The organism is Paenibacillus sp. SAF-068, assembly GCF_051967555.1.
Lineage (GTDB): Bacteria > Bacillota > Bacilli > Paenibacillales > Paenibacillaceae > Paenibacillus.
Window position 1 is genome coordinate 36,905 of the sequence record NZ_JBQCJX010000006.1, and the last position, 21,633, is coordinate 58,537.

At 47.2% G+C, this 21,633-nt stretch carries 13 protein-coding genes; 11 read left to right on the forward strand and 2 right to left on the reverse strand.

The features are described 5' to 3' along the window. Positions 1-165: 165 nt before the first annotated feature. Both ACTHPG_RS24200 and ACTHPG_RS24205 read left to right on the forward strand, forming a co-directional pair. Positions 166-942 (forward strand): sugar phosphate isomerase/epimerase family protein, encoded by a 777-nt coding sequence (locus tag ACTHPG_RS24200; protein WP_440391900.1) that lies wholly within the window; start codon positions 166-168, stop codon positions 940-942. A gap of 57 nt (positions 943-999) precedes the next feature. After that, the gene (locus ACTHPG_RS24205) at positions 1,000-2,019 is read left to right on the forward strand and encodes a Gfo/Idh/MocA family protein (RefSeq protein ID WP_440391901.1); all 1,020 of its coding nucleotides are present in this window, start codon (positions 1,000-1,002) and stop codon (positions 2,017-2,019) included. A 211-nt stretch (positions 2,020-2,230) separates the two neighbouring features. On the opposite strand, the gene ACTHPG_RS24210 is transcribed toward ACTHPG_RS24205, so the two are convergent. Together ACTHPG_RS24210 and ACTHPG_RS24215 are read right to left on the reverse strand one after the other, a co-directional pair. Continuing rightward, complete coding sequence (locus tag ACTHPG_RS24210; RefSeq protein ID WP_440391902.1) at positions 2,231-3,178, reverse strand: aldo/keto reductase; 948 nt, start codon at positions 3,176-3,178, stop codon at positions 2,231-2,233. A gap of 20 nt (positions 3,179-3,198) precedes the next feature. Further along, a complete protein-coding gene (locus ACTHPG_RS24215; RefSeq protein ID WP_440391903.1) occupies positions 3,199-4,203 on the reverse strand; it encodes a Gfo/Idh/MocA family protein in 1,005 nt (334 codons plus the stop codon). A gap of 118 nt (positions 4,204-4,321) precedes the next feature. Between ACTHPG_RS24215 and ACTHPG_RS24220 the strand changes: the two genes are divergently transcribed. The 9 genes from ACTHPG_RS24220 (at position 4,322) to ACTHPG_RS24260 (ending at position 21,620) form a co-directional block, all read left to right on the forward strand. After that, entirely contained in the window at positions 4,322-5,161 is an 840-nt protein-coding gene (locus ACTHPG_RS24220) for a helix-turn-helix domain-containing protein (RefSeq protein ID WP_440391904.1), read from the forward strand. A gap of 106 nt (positions 5,162-5,267) precedes the next feature. Continuing rightward, the gene (locus ACTHPG_RS24225) at positions 5,268-5,681 is read left to right on the forward strand and encodes an RrF2 family transcriptional regulator (RefSeq protein ID WP_440391905.1); all 414 of its coding nucleotides are present in this window, start codon (positions 5,268-5,270) and stop codon (positions 5,679-5,681) included. Between the two features lie 210 nt (positions 5,682-5,891). Then, positions 5,892-6,341 (forward strand): nuclear transport factor 2 family protein, encoded by a 450-nt coding sequence (locus ACTHPG_RS24230; RefSeq protein WP_074096526.1) that lies wholly within the window; start codon positions 5,892-5,894, stop codon positions 6,339-6,341. A 301-nt stretch (positions 6,342-6,642) separates the two neighbouring features. Then, a complete protein-coding gene (gene loaP, locus ACTHPG_RS24235; protein ID WP_440391906.1) occupies positions 6,643-7,164 on the forward strand; it encodes an antiterminator LoaP in 522 nt (173 codons plus the stop codon). 294 nt (positions 7,165-7,458) lie between these two features. Further along, positions 7,459-8,454: a 3-oxoacyl-ACP synthase III family protein gene (locus ACTHPG_RS24240; RefSeq protein ID WP_440391907.1), complete on the forward strand. Its 996-nt coding sequence runs from the start codon at positions 7,459-7,461 to the stop codon at positions 8,452-8,454. A gap of 14 nt (positions 8,455-8,468) precedes the next feature. Then, a complete protein-coding gene (locus tag ACTHPG_RS24245; protein WP_440391908.1) occupies positions 8,469-9,185 on the forward strand; it encodes a thioesterase II family protein in 717 nt (238 codons plus the stop codon). A gap of 25 nt (positions 9,186-9,210) precedes the next feature. After that, complete coding sequence (locus tag ACTHPG_RS24250) at positions 9,211-10,080, forward strand: phosphopantetheine-binding protein (protein ID WP_440391909.1); 870 nt, start codon at positions 9,211-9,213, stop codon at positions 10,078-10,080. A 4-nt stretch (positions 10,081-10,084) separates the two neighbouring features. Then, positions 10,085-13,891: an SDR family NAD(P)-dependent oxidoreductase gene (locus tag ACTHPG_RS24255; protein WP_440391910.1), complete on the forward strand. Its 3,807-nt coding sequence runs from the start codon at positions 10,085-10,087 to the stop codon at positions 13,889-13,891. A gap of 19 nt (positions 13,892-13,910) precedes the next feature. Next, positions 13,911-21,620, forward strand: a complete 7,710-nt coding sequence (locus tag ACTHPG_RS24260) for an SDR family NAD(P)-dependent oxidoreductase (RefSeq protein ID WP_440391911.1) — start codon at positions 13,911-13,913, stop codon at positions 21,618-21,620. Positions 21,621-21,633: the final 13 nt, after the last annotated feature.

The window sequence follows — 21,633 nt, forward strand, 5'->3', positions numbered from 1 at the left end:
AGTTAAAATTAGGTACAGTGAATAGATGCAAAATGATGGAAATAAAATTTGACCAGATAGTTCATGTTCTGACTATATTGTATATGTTCATTCTAGCCTGTTTTGCGTTAGGATGATACCAGATAGAGCAATGAAAGCAAATTTGAGAACAGAGGTGTATCCTACATGAAAAAACTTAATATTGGTTTGCAATTGTTTACACTCCGTGATGAAACTGCAGCAGATTTTCGTGGTACGTTGCGTAAGGTAGCGACCCTTGGATATGAAGGCGTGGAGTTTGCCGGATATGGCGATATTCCAGCTGAGGAAATGAAAGCGCTACTAGATGAACTTGGACTGAAAGGATTCAGCAGCCACGTTTCATTACATGCGATGCGCGAAGACTTGCAAAAACAAATTGATTATCTGAAAACAATTGGTGCGCAATATATCATTTGTCCTTACCTGATGCCTGAGGATCGTCCTGAGAATGCAGAAGGCTGGACCAAGCTGTTCGATGAATTGCAACAATATGGAGCTGAAGCAGCGAAGCAAGGGTTGATCTTCGGATACCATAACCATGACTTTGAATTCCATGGCCAGGTTGGCGATGCCAATGCTTTTGACGCCATGTTCGCTCAAACATCACCGGAAGCGGTAAAAGTGGAAATGGACGTATGTTGGGTACAATTTGCGGGACAAAATCCGATCGAGTATATTAATAAATATGCGGGTCGCTTGCCGCTGCTTCATCTGAAGGACTTCAGCAAAGACGAACAAGGCCAGATGAAAACCCTGGAATTGGGACAAGGTTCGGTTGACCTGCCAGCTGTTATTGAAGGGGCTACGAATGCAGGAGTGGAGTGGTTGATCGTGGAACAAGACGTGTGTCAGAATCCTCCACTTGAGAGCGTATCCAATAGCTACAACTGGCTGAAAGAGAACTATTTGAACCAATTCTAACAGAAGTATCGAACGCTGCTAAAATGCTAATCTATTTGTCAAAGGAGACTTATATACATGAGTAAAATTAAAGTTGCTGTATTCGGCTGTGGAGCCATTGCCCAGCGCAGACATATTCCGGAGTACGCTGCCAATGAGAACGTAGAACTTGTCGCTTTTGCCGATCCGATCGTGGAGCGTGCTGAAGAAATGGCCGAAACTTACGGAGGTAAAGCTTACTCCAGTTACGAAGAATTGCTTGCTAATGAAACGGTGGATGCAGTCAGTGTGTGTACACCGAACTATCTGCATGCGTCAATGGCGATTGCTGCTGCCAATGCAGGCAAGCATGTATTGGTTGAGAAACCAATGGCGGTTTCCACTGAAGAAGGCGAGCAAATGATCGAAGCTGCCAAGAAAAATGGCGTGTATCTGATGGTTGGTCACAACCAGCGTCTGATGCCTCCTCACGTCAAAGCGAAAGAAATTCTCGACTCCGGCAAACTCGGTAAAGTCCTGAATTTCCGTACATCGTTTGGCCACCCGGGTCCGGAAGGATGGAGTGTGGACGGTGCTGAAAGCTGGTTCTTCCGTAAAGAAGAAGCTATTATGGGCGCGATGGGTGACCTTGGCGTGCACAAATCAGACTTCATCCGTTACTTGCTGAATGATGAAGTATCTGAAGTGGCTGGTTTCATCAGCACACTGCACAAGGAAGGCACTCAAGTTGACGATAACGCAACATGTTTGCTTCGTATGAAGAGCGGAGCGATTGGAACGCTTGTAGCAAGCTGGACACAATACAGAGCTGGAGATAACAGTACAGTACTGTGGTGCGAGAATGGCGTTATGAAGATCGGAACAGTGGAAGGCGATGAAGTTATCGTTGAACTGATCAATGGTACAGTTGAGACATACAAAGTTGGTGCCATGGCTACCAACGAGAAACAAGTGCCGAGTGGTGTAATTGACGCATTTGTAGAGTCCATTGTAACTCAAACACCTCCAGCGATCTCCGGGGAAGAGGGTTTGCGTTCCCTGCAAGTGATCTTGGCAGCATTCGAATCCGAGAAAACAGGTCAGATCGTTAAACTGTAATCCATACGAATGACAGTGCAATTTCTAACATTGTATATGGCTTAATCTATGATATAAGGGACTTATCTTCAGAGAAGTGTTCTGGAGTAAGTCCTTCTTTATTTGAGTTTAGCAATATCACCAAAAAAAGACTGGCACTTCCGATATCATGCGGAAGTGTCAGTCTCAATATGAAGGTTGAACCGTTCATTCGTTCAACCGAAAATCCGTCTTAGATGCCGGCAGGTACATCACTTCCCAGATCCAGCCATGCGATTTCAGCAGGAGTCAGCGTGATGCGGGAGCCTTCGTCACAGGAGAGCAGTTCCGCCTGATTCTGGGCACCGATCAGCGCACAGGTAGGGAACGCCTGATTCAATACATAAGCGAGTGCAATCTGAATGGGTGATGTTTTCTTCGAATTAGCCAATTGTTCAGCCCGACGCAACCGTTCCCAGTTGCCATCACTGTAGAATACACGCACCAGATCTTCATTATCCCGAACTTCAGGTGTGAATCTTCCAGTGAAGAAACCACGTGCTTGGGAAGACCAGGATAGCAATGGCAGCTTGGTTTGCTCATGCCATGCGAGTGTCTCTGCATCTGCTGACACACAGCCTGCCCAGAAAGGTTCGTTTGCTTTGGCGAGACTGAGATTCGGACTGCTGAAGGTGAAACCCTTCAGGCCATTCGCCGCAGCATACGCATTGGCCTCCTCAAGCCGTTGCCAGGTCCAGTTAGAGGCACCGATGGCTCCGATTTTGCCGGATTCAATATGTTCGTTCAGTGCTTCAAGAATCACATGTACAGGGGTGTTTGGATCATCCCGGTGCAAGGCATACATCTCTACATGATCTGTCTGAAGACGCTCCAGACTTTCCATCAGGTCGCTGCGGATGGCATCAGCGTTCACGCGTGGCCCATTCTGGTCATGATGTGCGCCTTTGGTGAGAATGACGATCTGGTCACGGTTACCACGTTCCTTCATATAACGACCAAGGACCTCTTCACTCTGTCCACCGCAATAAATATGTGCTGTATCTACGGTGTTACCGCCAATGGCTAGAAAAGCATCCATGTTCGTAGCTGCTTTATCATAGGCATCATGCACGAAATAATCCGTTCCTTTAATCAATCGGGAGACGCGTTTACCTGCACCAGCAATTTCAATATATTCCATAAGTCAGATCATCCTCTCAATTATAGTGTAATTCGTGTACGTTCTTCGGCTGAACGAAGGCAGGCTTCGAGCACTTTCATATTAGCTACTGCATCGGAAGGGGCGAAACGCAGATCCTTGCCCTGAAGTACGGCACGAGCCATATCATCTCCTTGCAGTGAATAGTGATTTACTTGGGGAACTTCAATCTCCCTGCGTTCACCACCTGCTGTAACATAGAAATTGGAACTGCGATCCTGACGACCGATAAATGCCGATGGTACCTCAATGATGCCATCAGAACCTAGAACTTCGAGCGTATTTCGGAAGGCTGCCCACATGCTGCTGTCAAACGTCACACCAACATGATTGTTGAATTCCAGCAGTCCGGAAGCCATCATATCGACTTGATCATGTTGTGGGGAGAACATGCCAATAACGGTAACTGCGCTTGGTTCCTGACCTAGCAGCAAACGGGCAACACTGATGGAATAACAACCGATATCATAGAGTGCACCGCCACCCCATTCTTTACGAAAGCGAACGTTGCCGGATGAATCGGAATTGTTGAACGAAAATGTGCTGTGTATACCGCGGATCTCACCAATCTCACCGCTGGCAATGATATCTCTGATCTGCTCATAACGTGGATGATGGCGATACATGAATGCTTCAGCCAGATGCACACCTGCATCTGCACAAGCTTGCACCATCTCCTGAGCTTCCAGCTCTGTCAGAGCCAGTGGTTTTTCACACAAAATATGTTTGCCTGCTTCAGCAGCCCGGATCGTCCATTCGCGATGCAGATGATTCGGTAGCGGGATATATACGGCATCAATGGAATCATCGGCGAGCAAAGCTTCATAACTGCCATATGCCTTCTCGATTCCAAGTTGTTCGGCCGTCTGTTTTGCTTTATTTTCGTCTCGACTGGCAATCGCGGTTACTTCATTCAACTCGGATTGCTGCAAGCCTGGAATGACGGATTCCACAGCAATGCTAGCGCTACCAAGAATGCCCCAACGCAATTTTTGAACTGGATTCATGTGTTATATCCTCCTGTGTGTAAATGTATATTGTGATTATAAAGAATAGACCAATGAATTAAAATGATAATATATTGAAGTTAGTTAACACAATATTGTTGATCAAGGAGAACCGGCTATGATGAGACAAAGTGTATTGCTTACCCTGCAGGATATTCCATATTTTTGTTATCCCGAGTCCGTTGGGCATTATATGGATCACGTCCAGCATTCCGTGCTGCGGGAGGCAGGTGTATTGAACAACTTTAATATCCACTACGTCGCTTCGGGTAAGGGATATGTGGAAGTGGACGGGGTCGAGCATGAACTTCGTGCAGGTCAGGCCGTACTCTATTTCCCGCAGCAGCGACAGCATTATTATAGTAGTGAAGATGATCCGTGGGATGTACGATGGGTTCATTTTTACGGTGAACGTCTGCATGATTATATGATCGAGCGGGGGTTACATCGCAATCTATTATGGACACTGCGGCAACGCAGCTCTTGGGAAGAGGCTCATCTGGCCTTGTTGACTGAAGCGGAACAGAACACCATGCTGCGTCCGGCTCAGCTATCCACATTGACCTATGCCGTACTCGCCGAGTTCGTGCAGCATGCGGTACCTTTAAAGAGCACACGTACCACAAGTAAGGCGGAGAGTCGGGTACTGGCACTTCTTCCACAGATGCAGCAGGAGGCCTGTCAACCGTTCCTGTTACAGGACTGGGCGGATCTCGCAGGTGTGAGTTCGTATTACTTTTGCAAAATGTTTAAGAGTGCTGTGGAGATGACGCCCATGGAGTTCATCACCCGTTCACGACTACAGATGGCGAAGCAATGGTTACTCGAACGGCCTACGGCCAACATTGGACAGATCGCGGAAGAAGCGGGGTATCCGAATGCCAGTTATTTTAACCGCCAGTTCATGGCCCACGAAGGGATGACACCTACGGATTACCGCGGATTGTATCATAATTAACCGGTATCCTTTCGATGTTGCCGGCGCTTGAAGTGCAGTCGTTTGACAGAGAGCCTAATCAAGTCTATTATGGATAAATTAAATCCGTGTATAATGAGGTGCCCTCATGAAATATTCAAAAGCGACAAATTATGCTTTGCACACGATGCTTCATCTTGTAAGCACTGCCCCCGAACAACTGGTTAGTGTACACCAACTTGCAGAATTGCAGAAGGTATCGCCAACCTACCTGTCCAAAATATTGACCAAATTGGTTAAGGCGGGTATGATCGAATCGACTTCTGGCGCCAATGGCGGCTACCGGCTTAGTCGTAAAAATCCCGACCCTTCCTTCCTGGAGATCATTCATGCGATTGAAGGTCAGGCGTCCCTGTTTGAATGTTCCCAGAATCATAACGCAAGCTGCTTGATCCAGCAGGTGATGGTGCAGGCGGAAGAAGAGATGGAGAGTTTCTTGAACAATAAAAAGATGTCAGAACTGGCTTCCCAGATGAAGAGTTGGAGTGCACAGTCTCAATAACTTGGTGCTGGAAGTGAAGCTGCAATCGACATGGTTAAATCGTCCGGCCATAGGTATAACTAGATCTTTCCTCATCCTCGCAAGAGGCAAGGAGAGATTTTTTGTATCGTTGTACCTAATAGAAATCGAATGGTACAATAAGGAAGGTATAGATGCATACATATTCGAGCCAATCTTACATCACATTTTACATCTCTGGAGGGACAACACATGAGCCAATCAACGATCACAGGACTGGAACAATTGCTCGCACTGGAAAACATTCGGAACACCAAGGCGCGCTATTGCCGCTATATTGATACGAAACAGTGGGACACCTTGGGTGATGTGTTTGCTCCGGATGCAGTTGCCGATTTCAGTACAGAAGGCAATCCTATTCCGGTATTAACAGGTCGCGATACCATCGTACAAGTATTCCGTGATCTGGTGGATGTTGCCGTAACCGTACATCATGTTCACAGCGCCGAAGTTGAATTTGTATCCGAGAATGAAGCGAAGGTCATCTCCCCAATGGAAGATTGGGTGACGTTCCCGGAGGGCAATGAGAACAAATCCTTCCACGGATTTGGGCACTACCACGAAACTTTTGTCAAAATTGACGGTCAGTGGTACATCAAACATACAAGTCTGAAACGTCTTCGTCTGGACCTGTTTGAATAGGATAAGGATGGATAAAGATCACTTACAGAGGTTCGGTGCTGTAAGTGATTTTTTGATTACCATGGAGACGAGTATTGTTCCGAAGTTCGATATCAGACAAAATGTGAGTGGTTTATGTGAATTCTAAGGTTATTTTACATAAAATTGAATTAATAGCATTGACGTTCCAAAAGTCTTGAGTTAAGATATTTACAACAAAACAATTACATTTTATTTCACAAATTGAAACTTAGGGATTTAATTCTTTCATATTTATATGTATATTTCCGCTTGGCTAATTTGTTAATCAGAGGATGATGCCATGAACTGGTACGCATTGTTTGTACATACAGGAAGCGAAGAAGTCATTAGGAAATACCTACATATGTATCTAGGAACCTCCATCCGAGTTTTAATTCCCAAGAGAAGAGTTCCGGAGAAGAAATCAGGTATTTTTGAAGCCTGTACCAAAAAAGTCTTTCCTGGTTATGTATTAATTCAAGTCAACATGTCCGCCGAAACATACCACTTAATCTGTTCTATTCCTCATATCATTAAAATGCTGGGAACGAATGCAAGCTGCTCGCCAATCCCGGATCATGAAATGACCACATTGCTTAACCTCATCAATCCGGAAGATATTATCGATTATTCAACCGTATATATGGAAAATACCAAAGTTGTGGTGCTGGATGGCCCGTTGATGGGACACGAAGGCATCATTAAGAAGATTGACAAGCATACACGCAGAGCAAAGGTGTGGCTTCACCTAACAGGGAATGATGAACCCAAATTAGTTGATTTGGGTGTTGAGATTTTATATGCAACACAAGAGAAACGATAATGTACTCAGATATGCTAAGGTCACATCGACAACCAAAACCGGAGGAGCAGAATGAAGCTTAGGCACATTATGCAACCAAAGGAGTCATATGCATAAACGCTGAAATACACAACGTGTATCGACAGGGCGAAGCTATGTACGTTGGAGCATTCATCCCTACATTTTGTTGAAAAAGGTATTCCTGTGACAGTACAGCGCAAACAAGCGGCTGAACTGTTTTTTTGTTGTTTTCACGAAATTTATGGTTTTCAGAAGGGCTGCTCACCTTAGATTCAGGAAAGGAAGACGTGATGCATGAGACAAATGACCATTCGGGGTATTGGCATGTATGTGCCGGAATCCGTGTTGACGAATCAGGGGCTGGAGGCCATGAACATTAACGCCAATGCGGACTGGATTTACCATAACCTTGGAATCCGTGAACGAAGAATCTCGCATGAGCATGAGTACACCAGTGATTTGGCATTGGAAGCTGCGAGACAAGCTATAGAGCAGGCTGCGATGGATGCCGAGGATATTGATATGATCATTATGGCGACCTTCACACCGGATCGTTTAATACCACATCCGTCCGCTCTCGTGAAGGAAAAGCTTGGAGCAGGCCAAGCCATTTGTCTGGATCTTCGCGCGGGCTGTGCCGGGTTCAGCTATGGATTATTGAATGCGTATTATACGTTCCAGGCTGAAGAAGATATAAGCAATATTCTAGTCATTGGCGCTGATACCTATTCGAAAGTAACGGATTGGCAGGATCGAGCAGCGTGTTCCAGTGTTGGGGACGGCGCAGGAGCATTTGTCTTACAGGAATTAGATGAAAATGACTCTTATCACAGTGTTTTTTTGAACGGAATCATGCATCACGAGAATATGGAAGATATCAGTTATGGAACACTGCCTGTTCATTATGGACACATTCCTGACGGATCTGTTTCCGTCTATACGTCCAATGGCCGATATTTATATGAACAATTGGTCAGAGGTATTCCACGGCTCGTGAACCGTCTCTTGCGCAAAGTAAAATGGAATATGGGGGAAGTAGATCTGTTTATTTTCCCGCAAACGAACAGTAATCTGATTCGGGAACTCGCCGTTGCCTTGGGCATCCCACAAGAAAAAGCCTATATGACGATGGAGAAATACGGGTATACCTCTAACGCCTGTTTGCCAATTGCGGTGTCCGAGGCTGTGAGGCAAGGGGCACTGAAAGCAGGTGATCGTGTCGTGTTGGTTGGGGCCGGGGCTGGGACGTATTATTGCGCTACAGCGATTAGATGGGGAGAAGTCGTGTAAGTGGAGAGGAGATTATGACGAAGATGCGATTATATTGTGTACCTTATGCTGGAGGATCAGCATCAATATATAACAAATGGAAAAAGGGGTTATCCGAATCCATTGTGCTGAATCCTGTTGAACTTGCAGGACGTGGATTAAAATTCTCCAAGCCGCTTTATGAGAGTATTCATCAAAGTGTAGATGATGTATTTGATTATATATCTCGCAATCTGCCAGATGAGGAGCCATATGCCCTATTCGGACATAGCCTTGGAAGTCTGATTATCTATGAATTGTATAACAAAATGCATGAAGAGCAGTTCAGGAAACCCATACACATGTTTTTCTCGGGGCGAGAGACGCCAGATTATAAGAAAGATCAGGTCTATTACCATTTGCCCGAAGGACAGTTTATAGACCGCATTAAGGAAATGGGCGGTACCCCGGATGAGTTCTTTGAGAACCAGCAACTGATGGATATGTTCATCCCCATATTACGTAAGGATCTGGAGATGAATGAGACGTATACTTACGAAGAGAAGCCTTATAAGCTGCAATGTGATATCACGATACTGAACGGAGCAGAGGATGAAAGTTACATTCTGGATTGTGCAGAACGATGGAGAGGTTATACGGAACAAGGAAGTGCCGCCCGGATATACAAAGGGGGGCATTTTTATTTATTTGAAGGCAGTATGCATCGGGTGACCAGCATGATCAATCAGACATTAACAAGTTATATGGAGTAGATCCTATACGGAGGTGAGGTGTCCAATGAATCAACGGCAGATTACTTCAATTGAACAGCTGGAGGCAACTATTCTGGACGTGTTTCATGTTGTGCTGGGGAATGAGGCGGGAGTGACAACCACGATTAATTTTTTTGATTTAGGGAGTGATTCTCTGCTTCTTGCCCAGGTCTATAATCAACTTGAAAAGTTATATCCAGCCCAAATTACGTTAACCAATATGTTTGCCTATCCTACGATCTCCAGACTTGCCAAATTCATCGCAGACCAGGAAGGCATGGAACTGGAAGCATATCCTGTTCCATTGGATTACATGCAGAATGGTGGACAGGCCCTTCAGGACCATCGGTATGAATTTCGGATCGAGAAGGATCGCTTTAATGAAATCAGGAACTTGTCCAAAACGGCAGGTTGCACGCCCGTAGAATGGTTGTGGTCTTTGTTTGCATATCTGTTGACAGAGATTGGCAATCAGCCGCAACTCACGGTATATACCCTGATTTATCGGATGAATCATATCAGTTCCATTCCGCTGGATGTGCAGGAGGTGCAGGATTTCAATGAGTTGTTTGCCGTAGCTAAACAAGCATTACATACAGCAGACGAACAGCCTGGTCATCATATTCAGGATCTGGTTAGAGCAGGGATGAAATCACAGCATGACGCCATCCGTCCGCTATTCTATGAGGCCGATTATGTCAGTGGAGGCAGGGGGGCGCTGGAGGAGCTGTTTGATGTCATCTGTGAAATTCAAAATGAAAAACGAAATATGGTGGTTACGCTGTATTGTAAACCCGGAATGAATACGGTTCAATGGAACCTTTTTTTCAGAACCTATGATCAAATGCTTGCCAAAGTGATTGAAAGTCTCCGCTCAGCGGTTGAAAGGGGATAAATCAATGAAAAATAAACTGATGGATTTCAGTGAACTGGGTATTCGTGACACAGCTAAGACAGAGTCGTCTAGTCAGCTGCCACCAGCGGCAACCTCAGCTACTATCCGCCCGGGGGATATTGCGATCGTTGGGCTCAGTGTTCGTATGCCCTTGGCAGATGATGCGGAGCAATTCTGGGATAACTTGTTGCATGGTCTGGATTGTACGAGGGATCTGCCCGAGCAGCGACGCCAGGATGCCGATAATTACATCTCTCGTAAAATGAATCCTGGTGAAGACACCAAATATTTGGACGGCTCTTATCTGGAACATATCGATACCTTTGATTATCCCTTTTTTCGCTTTACACCAAAAGAAGCCAGTTTAATGAATCCGGCTCAACGTATCTTTATGGAGACGGCTTGGGCCGCTTTTGAAGATGGAGGATATACGAGTGAAAAGCTGGCAGGAAGCAATACAGGTGTATATGTTGGACTTGTATCCGATCTGGAAGGTTATCGGTATAAAGAGATGATTCATGACGTGGAGCCGCAATCTCTGCCGATCTCGGTCACAGGCAATTTATCCTGCATTTTACCCAGCCGTTTATCATACCTTCTTGATCTGAGAGGGCCGAGTATGGTGGTGGACACAGCCTGTTCCTCCTCTTTGGTTGCAGTGCATCATGCCTGTAATGCCATTCGTTTGGGTGAGTGTGACATGGCGCTGGCAGGAGGCGTAAAACTGAATGTGCTTCCGCTGGACAAGGACTACTACCGAATGGGCATTGAATCATCGAATGGCATGACACGGCCCTTTGATGATAGCTCAGATGGTTCCGGAATCGGTGAGGGCGCGGCAGTCATTATGCTGAAACCGCTTCAGGATGCCATCAAGGACAAGGATCAGGTGTATGCGGTCATCAAGGGCAGTGCCATTAACCAAGACGGGAACTCCATGGGGATTACAGCGCCGAATGCCAGAGCCCAGAGTGAGGTCATTATGAAGGCGTGGAAAGCTGCAGGGGTCGATCCGGAAAGTATTGCTTATATTGAGACTCATGGAACCGGGACTGTCTTGGGAGATCCGATTGAAATCGATGGCATTAAGGGAGCATTTGAGCAGTACACCGATAAGAGGCAGTTTTGTGCGATCGGTTCAGTGAAGTCCAATATCGGACATTTGTATGAAAGTGCTGGGATTACCGGACTTGTTAAATCCGTATTGTCCTTAAAAAAAGGGATTTTACCCGCGGTGCAACATTTCGATCGCCCGAATCGCAATATTGATTTTAGTGGCACGCCTGTGTATGTAAACACACGTAACCGAATCTGGCCTGCTGAGGGTGAACCTGTACGAATGGGTGTCAGTGCATTTGGTTTCAGCGGAACCAATTGTCATCTTATTCTGGAGCAGGCAGGTGCAGTGGAAACGAACAGCGAGACTGAGACGCGCGAGTACCTTTTTCCTCTTTCAGCCAAGACACTTCAAGCCTTGCAACAATATATATCCAAATATACGAAGTATCTGAAAACAACCGATCACTCGTTAGCCGATATATGTTATACGGCAGGCACATCGCGGACCCATTATGAACATCGTGTGGTACGGATTGCTTCCAGCAAAGAGGAGTTGCTCGCCCAACTGGCCGAACTTGAAGAAGGCGGATCGGAATCCATTCGAGACAAGTCAGTCCCGAAGTCCAGTCAGCTGCATTTAACCGCTCATTGTGAAACCTATCTTGGGGGTGGGGAGGTAAGCTGGCCAAGCCTGTATTCAGGTGAGGATGTTCGCCGAATCAGCATTCCGACGTATCCATTTGAAGCTCATCGCTGCTGGATTGAGCTATCTGCTCCTCCTTCCCTAGCCAAGACGGATGCCAGCGCTATGGAGAACATACACCATTATGAGTTGGGTTGGGTTCCTGAACCGGAACGTAATTCCGATCGGAAGTTATCGGAAGGTCATATCGTTATTTTTATGGACGAAAAAAGAGAGGGCAAAAGAGAAGATCGTTCTCTACGCAAGGCACTACAGCAGCAGGGTCGTCAGGTTATTGAAGTGTTTGATGGACCTTCGTTCCTTCAAGTATCTTCCGAGGAGTATGTTATTTCAGACCGTCGTGAGAGCATGGAACAATTGTGGGCTCATTTGGACGAATTAACGATCACCCGGATTATTTATATTCAACAGGATCAGTCTTTTCATCCATTTTTCTATCTCCTTCAGGAGATGATAGGTGCCCAATTGTTGGAGCCTGTTGACCTGGTGTTGTTGACGAATCCAATCCATTCCATCACCGGGACCGAAGAAAATGTATTTCCTCAGGCTGCCCTGATGTTTGGTCTGGGTTTGGCTGGACGAAAAGAAGATTCACGCTTGCAATGCCGCTCCATCCAAGTGGATGCGGAGACTTCGCTCCACGATATTGTGGCTGAACTGGATCATGAAAGTGATGATTATGGTGTAGCTTATCGTGCAGGTACGCGTTACATTCAGCAGTTTGGAGCGCTGGACCCAAGTTCGTATCCTAAGTGGGACTACACGATTCACAATGACGGATTGTATCTCATTACTGGCGGACTGGGCGGCATTGGTCTGGAGCTCGGATTACAACTCGCGGAGCGATACCCGGGAATTACACTCGCACTCGTGAACAGAACTTCGCTCCCCGCACGGGAAGAGTGGGATAGCATTGTAGCAGCATCATCCAACGAAGTGTTGGCTCGGAAAATCGAAGCTGTGCAACACATGGAAGCTGCCGGAGCGACGGTTCTTCCTTACCAAGCAGACGTTTCAGATGAAGCTTCCATGCGATTGATTCTGAGCGAATTACGTCAGAAATATGTTCGCATTGCAGGTGTCATTCATGGTGCGGGGGTCGCTATAGGTGGAGATCATCCGCTTAAGGATAGAACGATAGAAGAAGCTGAACGTGTATTATGCCCTAAAGTGCAAGGAACCCGGGTCGTGGATCAACTCACCAGAGAGGACAATCCAGACTTTTTTGTGATGTTTTCATCCATTGCAACGATATTTAGCGGGCCGGGCCAGGCCGATTATGTTGCTGCCAATGCGTATCAGGATGCTTATGCAGCCTATCGCAACCAAGAGATGGACGGAACGATGACGATCAACTGGTCAACCTGGAAAGAGACAGGCGCAGCTGCCGCAACGGGATACGGAGTAGACACGCTGTTCAAAGCCATGACCAACAAAGAGGCTCTGACCTGGCTGGATCAGGTGGAAGGACGTCAGATTGAACGTGTATTGATAGGACAGATGTCAACAGATCGTGGCATGTTGAAGATGATTCGCAACTATCCGTTTAGACTTTCTCCTGAAGTGGAGAGCTGGATTGATTCACGTCTACAGAGAGCTTCATCTCCGAAGGTGCCAGCGCCAGTGACTCCGCAAAGTGTAGCCCGGCAGGACACCGTGCTGAATGGTGCGGATGACGGAGAATACACGCCATGGGAGAGAAAGGTTGCCGAAGTGTGCCAAACTATTCTGGGCTTTAATGAAATTGATATCCATGACAGTTTCTTCGAATTAGGAGCTGACTCGATTCTGGTGAAACAAATGTATGCACAACTTGACCGTCAGTACCCGGGAGTACTCGTTGTTGCAGATCTGTTCGAACATCCATCTGTGCACCGATTGGGTGGATATCTGGCTGATAAAACAGGTGATAAACGGGAGAAGAAACAGGTAGATGAGCCTGTAGGTGGTGCAATTGCGCTGGACGAGGAAGTCCATTCTCTTTTTGATCAGTTGGAAGATGGCAAGATCAGCATGGAGGATATGCTCAAAGGATTAAAACATATCTGATATGTAAGGGGACGATACATTGGAACAGTTGCTTAAATACATTATTGAGAATACGTCTGGTGGCAAAATCGATAAAAAAACGGCGATTGATATGATTACGCTGTTGAAACAGCAGAAAAAGAACACTCGTGAAGATATTGCCATTATCGGCATATCTGCGCACATGCCCATGGCTGATCATGTGGAGGAGTTCTGGAACAATATCGAGAACAAAGTGAATTCCATTGTGGAGTTCCCTGAAGCGAGACAAGAAGATGTGCTCAAATATGTACGTTTCAAACAGCAGGATGAAGATGGGCTGAGCTTTATTAAAGGTTCCTACCTGGATGAAGTGGACAAATTCGATTATCGCTACTTTAAACTGACACCCAAAGAAGCAGCACTGATGAGTCCTGACCAGAGAATTTTTCTCCAGACGGCATGGGAAGCAGTGGAAGATGCAGGTTATGGAGGCTCGAAGTTATCCGGTAGCAATACGGGACTGTATGTAGGATATTACAGCAGTACCCGGGACAATTATGCCAATATTATCGCCGATGTAGAACCGGAATCCATTTCCATCTCGGTAACGGGCAATGTGACTGCGGTACTGGCGGGGAGAATATCCTATCTGCTGAATTTGAAAGGCCCCAGCATGGTGGTGGATACCGCATGTTCCTCATCTCTTGTTGCTGTTCATATGGCCTGTCAGTCGATCCGAAGTGGTGAGTGTGATGCAGCCATAGCGGGTGGGGTGAAAGTAAATACGCTCCCTGTTTTTAATAAATATGAGCAATTTGGCATTGAGTCCTCCGATGGGGAGACGCGGACATTTGATGATGCCTCAGATGGGGCAGGTGTGGGTGAAGGTGTGGCTGCCATTCTTCTGAAACCGTTAAGTCGGGCCATTGAAGATGGGGATCATGTCTACGCCGTCATTAAGGGAACTGCTGCCAACCAGGATGGAACCTCCATTGGGTTGACTGCACCGAATCCGCGTGCCCAATCCGAAGCGATCGTGAAGGCATGGGAAGAAGCGGGGATTGACCCTGAGACCATCCGTTATATTGAAGCCCATGGTACAGCGACGGAGCTGGGAGACCCGATTGAGATTAAAGGGATTACCAATGCTTTTGAACAGTTTACCTCCAAAAAACAATTTTGTGCGATTGGCTCTGTGAAATCCAATATCGGTCATTTATATGAATGTGCTGGTGTGACCGGGCTGCTCAAAGCAGTGATGGCCTTGAAACATCAGAAGCTGCCGCCGTCTCTTCATTTTGCCAAACCCAACCGCAACATCCGGTTTGAGCAAACACCTGTATATGTGAATACACAACTCCGACCCTGGGATGCGGAAGAGGGCGTCCCGCGCAGATGTGGTGTCAGTGCTTTTGGATTCAGCGGAACCAACTGTCATGTCGTGCTTGAGGAAGCCCCAGCCGTAACTGTACAAGAACCGGGAGAGGATCAGGCTTCAGGCAAGCAACTGTTTGTGTGTTCAGCTCAGACGGAAGAAGCCCTGGTTCGATTGCTTCAGCGGTACGAGCGTTTCTTGAAGGAGAATCGTGAAGTTCCTGTTGCGAATGTATGTTATACGGCAGCTACAGGTCGTGGGCATTATGAACATCGTCTGTCCCTGCTTGTGGAAGATACGGCTCAACTGATTCACCTGTTGGAACAACCGTGGACACAATTGAAGACACAAGAGGGAGTCTATACCGGTGCTCCCGCTCCTAAGCCTACTGGAGCTGAGCGAATGGGAGCGGAAGAACGTGAGCGCACCAGACGTCAATCGTCCCAGGCACAGGAACGGATCAAAGAACTTGCTGCCAGTCCTCTTGTATGGGATGAATCAGCACTTCGGGAGCTGGCTTTACTATATGCCGAGGGTGCAACGATGGATTGGGGGCAGCTATATCAAAGGAGACAGGTACGGAAGTTGAGTTTACCCACGTATCCGTTTGAGCCCAGCAGATGCTGGATTGATATACAAGATCCCTCTGCTGTGTCGTTAAAAGACTATTTTCATACGGTACGCTGGATAGAGGACCATGGGGATACGACTTCACATACCTCGGTGCCTTCCTCTTCAGGCACGATCATGATGATCGGTCATGGTACCGAATTGGAACAGGAACTGTCCGCAGAACTGGAGGGCGAATGCAAGCGGGTAGTCCATGTGAGACCGGGTAACCAGTTCCGGCAAATATCGGAGAATCAATACGAAGTCGGCGGAGATAATCCGGCGGCCTATATTGAGCTATTAGACATGTTCACAGACGGTGAAATTACTGAAATTATCTATTTATCCTTGATGGGCAATTCATTATATCCTGAAGATCTGGCAGCTATTGAAGCCAGACAACAGGAAGCATTCTACTCACCGGTCTATCTGATTCAGGCGCTTATGAGCAAAGGCTTTGCTGAAGAAATTCATCTGAACCTGATTGCTGAATACGCTGGACAAGTCACAGGCAGAGAAGAGAGAATTACCCCTCATAATGCACTCTTAATGGGACTTGGTAAAGTGATTCAGCAGGAATATGGACATATTCGAAGCAAGTTTATAGATGTGGATCAGTCCATATCTGCAAAGGATCTCCTCAAGGAAAGACATATCAACGGTGAAGCTTATGCTGTTTCGTATCGTGAAGGCCGGCGTTATACGGAGACCTTCACAGAGATAGACCTTAATGAAAGTGAGAACGTGCCTTTCAAGGTGCGTCCAGGCGGTTTATATCTCGTGACGGGTGGTACAAGCGGTATTGGTCTGGAAGCAGCACGGTTTCTGGCTTCTTCGGAGCAAGTGAAGCTGGCGATTGTTGGTCGGACACGTCTTCCGGCAAAGGAAGAATGGGAAGACATATTGGAAACAGGCCAAGATTCCCGCTGTACCAAGATGCAAGGCATCCTTGAACTGGAAGCATTGGGCGCAACCGTTCATTATTACAGTGCGGATCTGGCCGATGTTGCGGGCATGACGGAAGTGATTCAGGATATCACCCACCGCTACGGCGACATACATGGTGTTATTCATGGAGCAGGTATTCCCGGAGACGGATTTATATATCGCAAAAGCGATGAGGAATTCCAGACTATTCTTGGACCCAAGGTAAAGGGAACCTGGATTCTGGAGAAACTGACGCGGGATCAAAAAGACATGGACTTTATGGTATTGTTCTCCTCCGGAATATCTGTCATCGGTGAAATTGGACAAGGGGATTATACGGCTGCCAATTGTTATTTGGATTCATTCGCGGCATGGAGGACGGGGCAGGGTCGCAGAACACTCTCCATTGATTGGGTATCGTGGAAAGAGACCGGAATGTCCGTGGAATTTGGTATCAATGTGGATGGCATGTTCAAGACCATTCCTACCACGGATGGTATCGCAGCGATGGAAGCAGCCATGAGCAGACGACACTCACGAGTATTCATCGGTGCGATGAATTATGGAAGCAGACATCTCGCTGCACTTGGGCAGTTCCCGTTCCGGTTATCGGATAAGTTGGAAGCTGGAGTGAAGCGGAGTAAGGAAATTGCTGACCAGGGAGCATCGAATCGTTCCAACCGGACCGTACCACAGGAGAAACATACGGGGCCCGTAGATCTTTCCGGGAATGAAGGGGGGCTCTATTCGGAAACCGAGCAGCAGGTAGCGCGCATATACAGTGAGATTCTGGGTTATCAGGAGATCAATATCTATGATAATTTCTTCGATCTCGGGGGCAACTCCATCATGCTGATCCGTATGCATGAGAGGCTGAACGAGGAGTTTCCCGGGAAAGTGAAGATTGCTCATTTATTTGCACATACATCCATTCATAAGCTGGCACTGCATGTGAACCAGGGTAACGACACGGCTATAAAAGCAAAAGCGGCTGCTCCCCTGGAGCAAAAGAAACCAATCGTTGAACAGGATGACGCCATCGCCATCATTGGGATTGCTGCGGAAATGCCAATGGCGGATACGGCAGAGCAGTATTGGGACAACATCTTGAACGGTGTGGACTGTACAACGGATTTTCCAGAGGGACGCAAAAAAGACATGGACGCCTATCATCAATGGATGAATGCCAAGCTGGGCTCGGACAAGGAAGTGCAGTACCTTCAGGGTGCATTTCTGGATGAAATTGATCAGTTTGATTATAAATATTTCCGTTTGTCTCCAAAGGAAGCCGGATTAACGGACCCGATCCAGCGGTTATTCATGAAGACGTCATGGCATGCGGTAGAGGATGCTGGTTACGGAGGGCGCATTGAAGGAACAAATACAGGTGTCTATATGGGTTTTGCAAGTAGCTTGAACGATTCCTATCTCAAAATGATCTGTGATCTGGACCCCTATCAATATCCAATGTCCATTGTCGGGAACATCACAGCCATGATGCCGACTCGTATTGCCTATCCATTGGATCTCAAGGGGCCTACGATGGTGATCGACACGGCATGTTCTGCATCACTTGTCGCTACCCATCTGGCCTGCCGGGCCATTCGTAATGGTGATTGCGAGATGGCGATTGTCGCTGGTGCACGGATCAGCCTCAGTCCGTTGGATCATGATTATTTGAAAGTCGGCATTGAATCTTCGGATGGATTAACCAAGCCATTTGATCAGGAAGCAGATGGTTCGGGACTGGGTGAGGGCGGAGCCGCCGTGGTATTGAAGTCACTAAGCAAGGCGATTGCAGATAAAGACAATATCTATGCGGTGATCAAAGGAAGTGCCATTAATCAGGATGGCGCTTCAATTGGCATTACGGCTCCGAATCCTGAAGCACAGACGGATGTCATTGTGAAGGCATGGCAGGATGCCGGTATTGATCCTTCGACCATTGGTTACGTGGAGACGCATGGTACAGCGACAAAGCTTGGCGACCCCATTGAAATGGATGGACTTACCACAGCACTGCGCCGATATACAGACAAGCATCAGTTTGTTGCCATAGGCTCGGTCAAGTCCAACATCGGCCATTTGTTTGAAGCAGCTGGTGTGGGCAGTCTGGTTAAAGCGGCTATGGCCTTGAAGCACCGGGTATTACCACCTACGCTTCATTTTGACAAGCCCAACTCATCCATTTCATTCCAGGATTCGCCGTTGTATGTCAATACAAAGTCGAGGCCATGGGATGGGAACGGCGAGCCGCTTCGCTGCGGAGTCAGTGCCTTTGGGTTTAGCGGAACCAACTGCCATCTGGTACTGGAAGAGCCGCCTGTTATCCAGGAACGGAAGATTACCAGAGATGTGGAAGTGTTCACGCTAAGTGCCAAGAGCCGCAAGTCATTACTTGCGCTGGTTGATAACTATATCCGTTTTATCTTGGAACGTCAGCAGGAACTTTCACTCAAAAACATATGTTATACCGCGAATACGGGGCGCTGGCATCATGTATATCGGATTGCCTTTGGAGTGACGGACACATCCGATCTGCTCATGAAGTTGCGGCTACTCGCTACATCAGGTCTCGAATCCGCAGGTGAGCATCAGCTCTATTATGGCGTGCATAAAGTAGTCACAGAGAAGAACGAAGGGAAAGACCATGAATTGACCGGGCAGGAGAAGTCCATCTTGAAGCAGGAGGGCAGAGATTGTCTATCCCGATACATGGAGTCTTCAGATCCGGGATTATTACATGAATTATGCAGACTGTACACAACAGGCAGTGACGTGGATTGGAGCCTGATGTACAGGGAAGAGGAAATTCGTAAAATCAGTCTTCCATTGTATCCATACGATAATACACGCTGCTGGGTGGATCTTCCCGAGCAGTCTTCAGTGTACGCACAAGCGGGCACCAGGTCGGTACCGGAAGCCTACGAGCTTGTTTGGCAACAAAAGGAGATAACAGAAGGGAACTCCGATCAGCCGATTGAAGCGAGTCACGGTAATACATTGATACTTCTGGATGGGTCCGATTATGCAGCTGAGCTAGCGGCACGTATGGAACAGACGGGGATGCAGGTATATTCCGTACTACAGGCGGATGTTCTGCGATCTGACCCGGATCGTCGAAATCTGGAACAAGTGGAAGTCTATCAGCGTGTGCTGCAACAGGCGGGCCTGGACCAACTTTCCAGAGTTGTGTATCTGAACGGTGTGGGCAGTGATGAACATGCAGCAAGTAGTTCTGGTGACATGGAATCATTAGAGTCTGTTCTGGATGAACGTGTATACGGATTCTTCCGGTTTATTCGAGCGCTGTTGTCCAGTTCTCTGAGTCAGCCCATGGAGTTAGTGCTGATATCACGTGAGGTCAATTGCATTACCGGTACGGAGCGGATAAAGCCTCATCTGGCTTCTGCCTTTGGAATGGGCAGAGTGGTAGGCAAGGAAAACATACAGGTTCATTGCCGCTGTATAGATATGGATGAGCACTCTTCTCTGGAACAGTTGTTGCAAGAGATCGGTACGACATCTTCCTATTATGAGGTGGCTTATCGCAATGGAACACGATATGTTCAGGAGTTCAGAGCATTGAATGGATCTGCACCTGTTGAAGATGCCTTTATTTTGGACAACGATGGTGTGTACATCATTACCGGTGGTACCGGTGGAATTGGCTTGGAAACCGCGCGATATCTGGCTTCCGACGCTCCAGTGAACATTGCATTAGTCAGCCGTACACCGATGCCTGCACGTGAGGAATGGGATGCCATTGTTGCAGAACAATCGAGACTCAAAGTGATTCATCAAATTACAGTAATCCGTGAACTAGAGAGCCGTGGACACCAGATTAGTTGCCATGCTGCGGATGTGTCGGATCTGGATGCCATGCGAGTAGTTCTGGATCAGCTTCGGGCAACGTTCGGGAAAATCAAAGGGGTTGTCCATGGCGCAGGGGTTGGAAGCTCGGAAATGATCACAAGCCGTTCACAGGCGGGATTCACCGAGGTATTCTCTCCCAAAGTACATGGTACTTGGGTATTGGATCAACTTACCGAACAGGATCATCTCGATTTTATGGTGCTCTATTCATCGATCGCTTCGGTATTCAGCGCCCCGGGACAGGCGGATTACATTGCAGCCAATGCCTACCTGGATGCATATGCCGACTACAGATCAATGATGGGCAAGCGCACGCTGACTGTGCAATGGTCTACCTGGAAGGAAACGGGTATGTCAGCAGAGCACGGGTTTGCCGTGGATACGTTGTTCAAAGCCATGCCAACAGAACAGGCGATGAATCAATTATCTCTTGTGATGAGACAATCATCGGTTCGCCGAGTACTTATTGGTCAGATTCATTATGAGGGTCAATTGATATCCGCACTGGCCAAAAGTCCGTTTGATCTCTCTTCCTCTATTCGCGTTCAACTGGACCAACGGATGAAGCAACTGGCCAACAAGCGTCTTCCGGTATCCTCGTCAGAGGAACGTGACGGAGAAGTGATTTTGACAGGTAAATCAGACGCATCTTATACCCCAACTGAAAAGGCACTCGCTTCCATCTGTCGAACGATGCTTGGTTTTCATGAGATTAATGTAGGGGATAGTTTCTTCGAGATGGGTGCTGATTCTATTGTACTCATACAGGTTCAGGCGCGGATTGATCAGCAGTTTCCTGGTTTGACCAAAGTCACGGATCTGTTTGCGAACTCCAATATTACCAGGTTGGCTCGTTTTATGGATGAGAAGTCCACTTCGAAGCCACAAGACATGGAGCAGGATTTGAAGCGTGTAATCGACCAGATGGAAAGTGGCGACGTTACGCTGGAGCAGGCGTTGAATAACCTGATTAACCTGTAAAGGAGGAACTGTG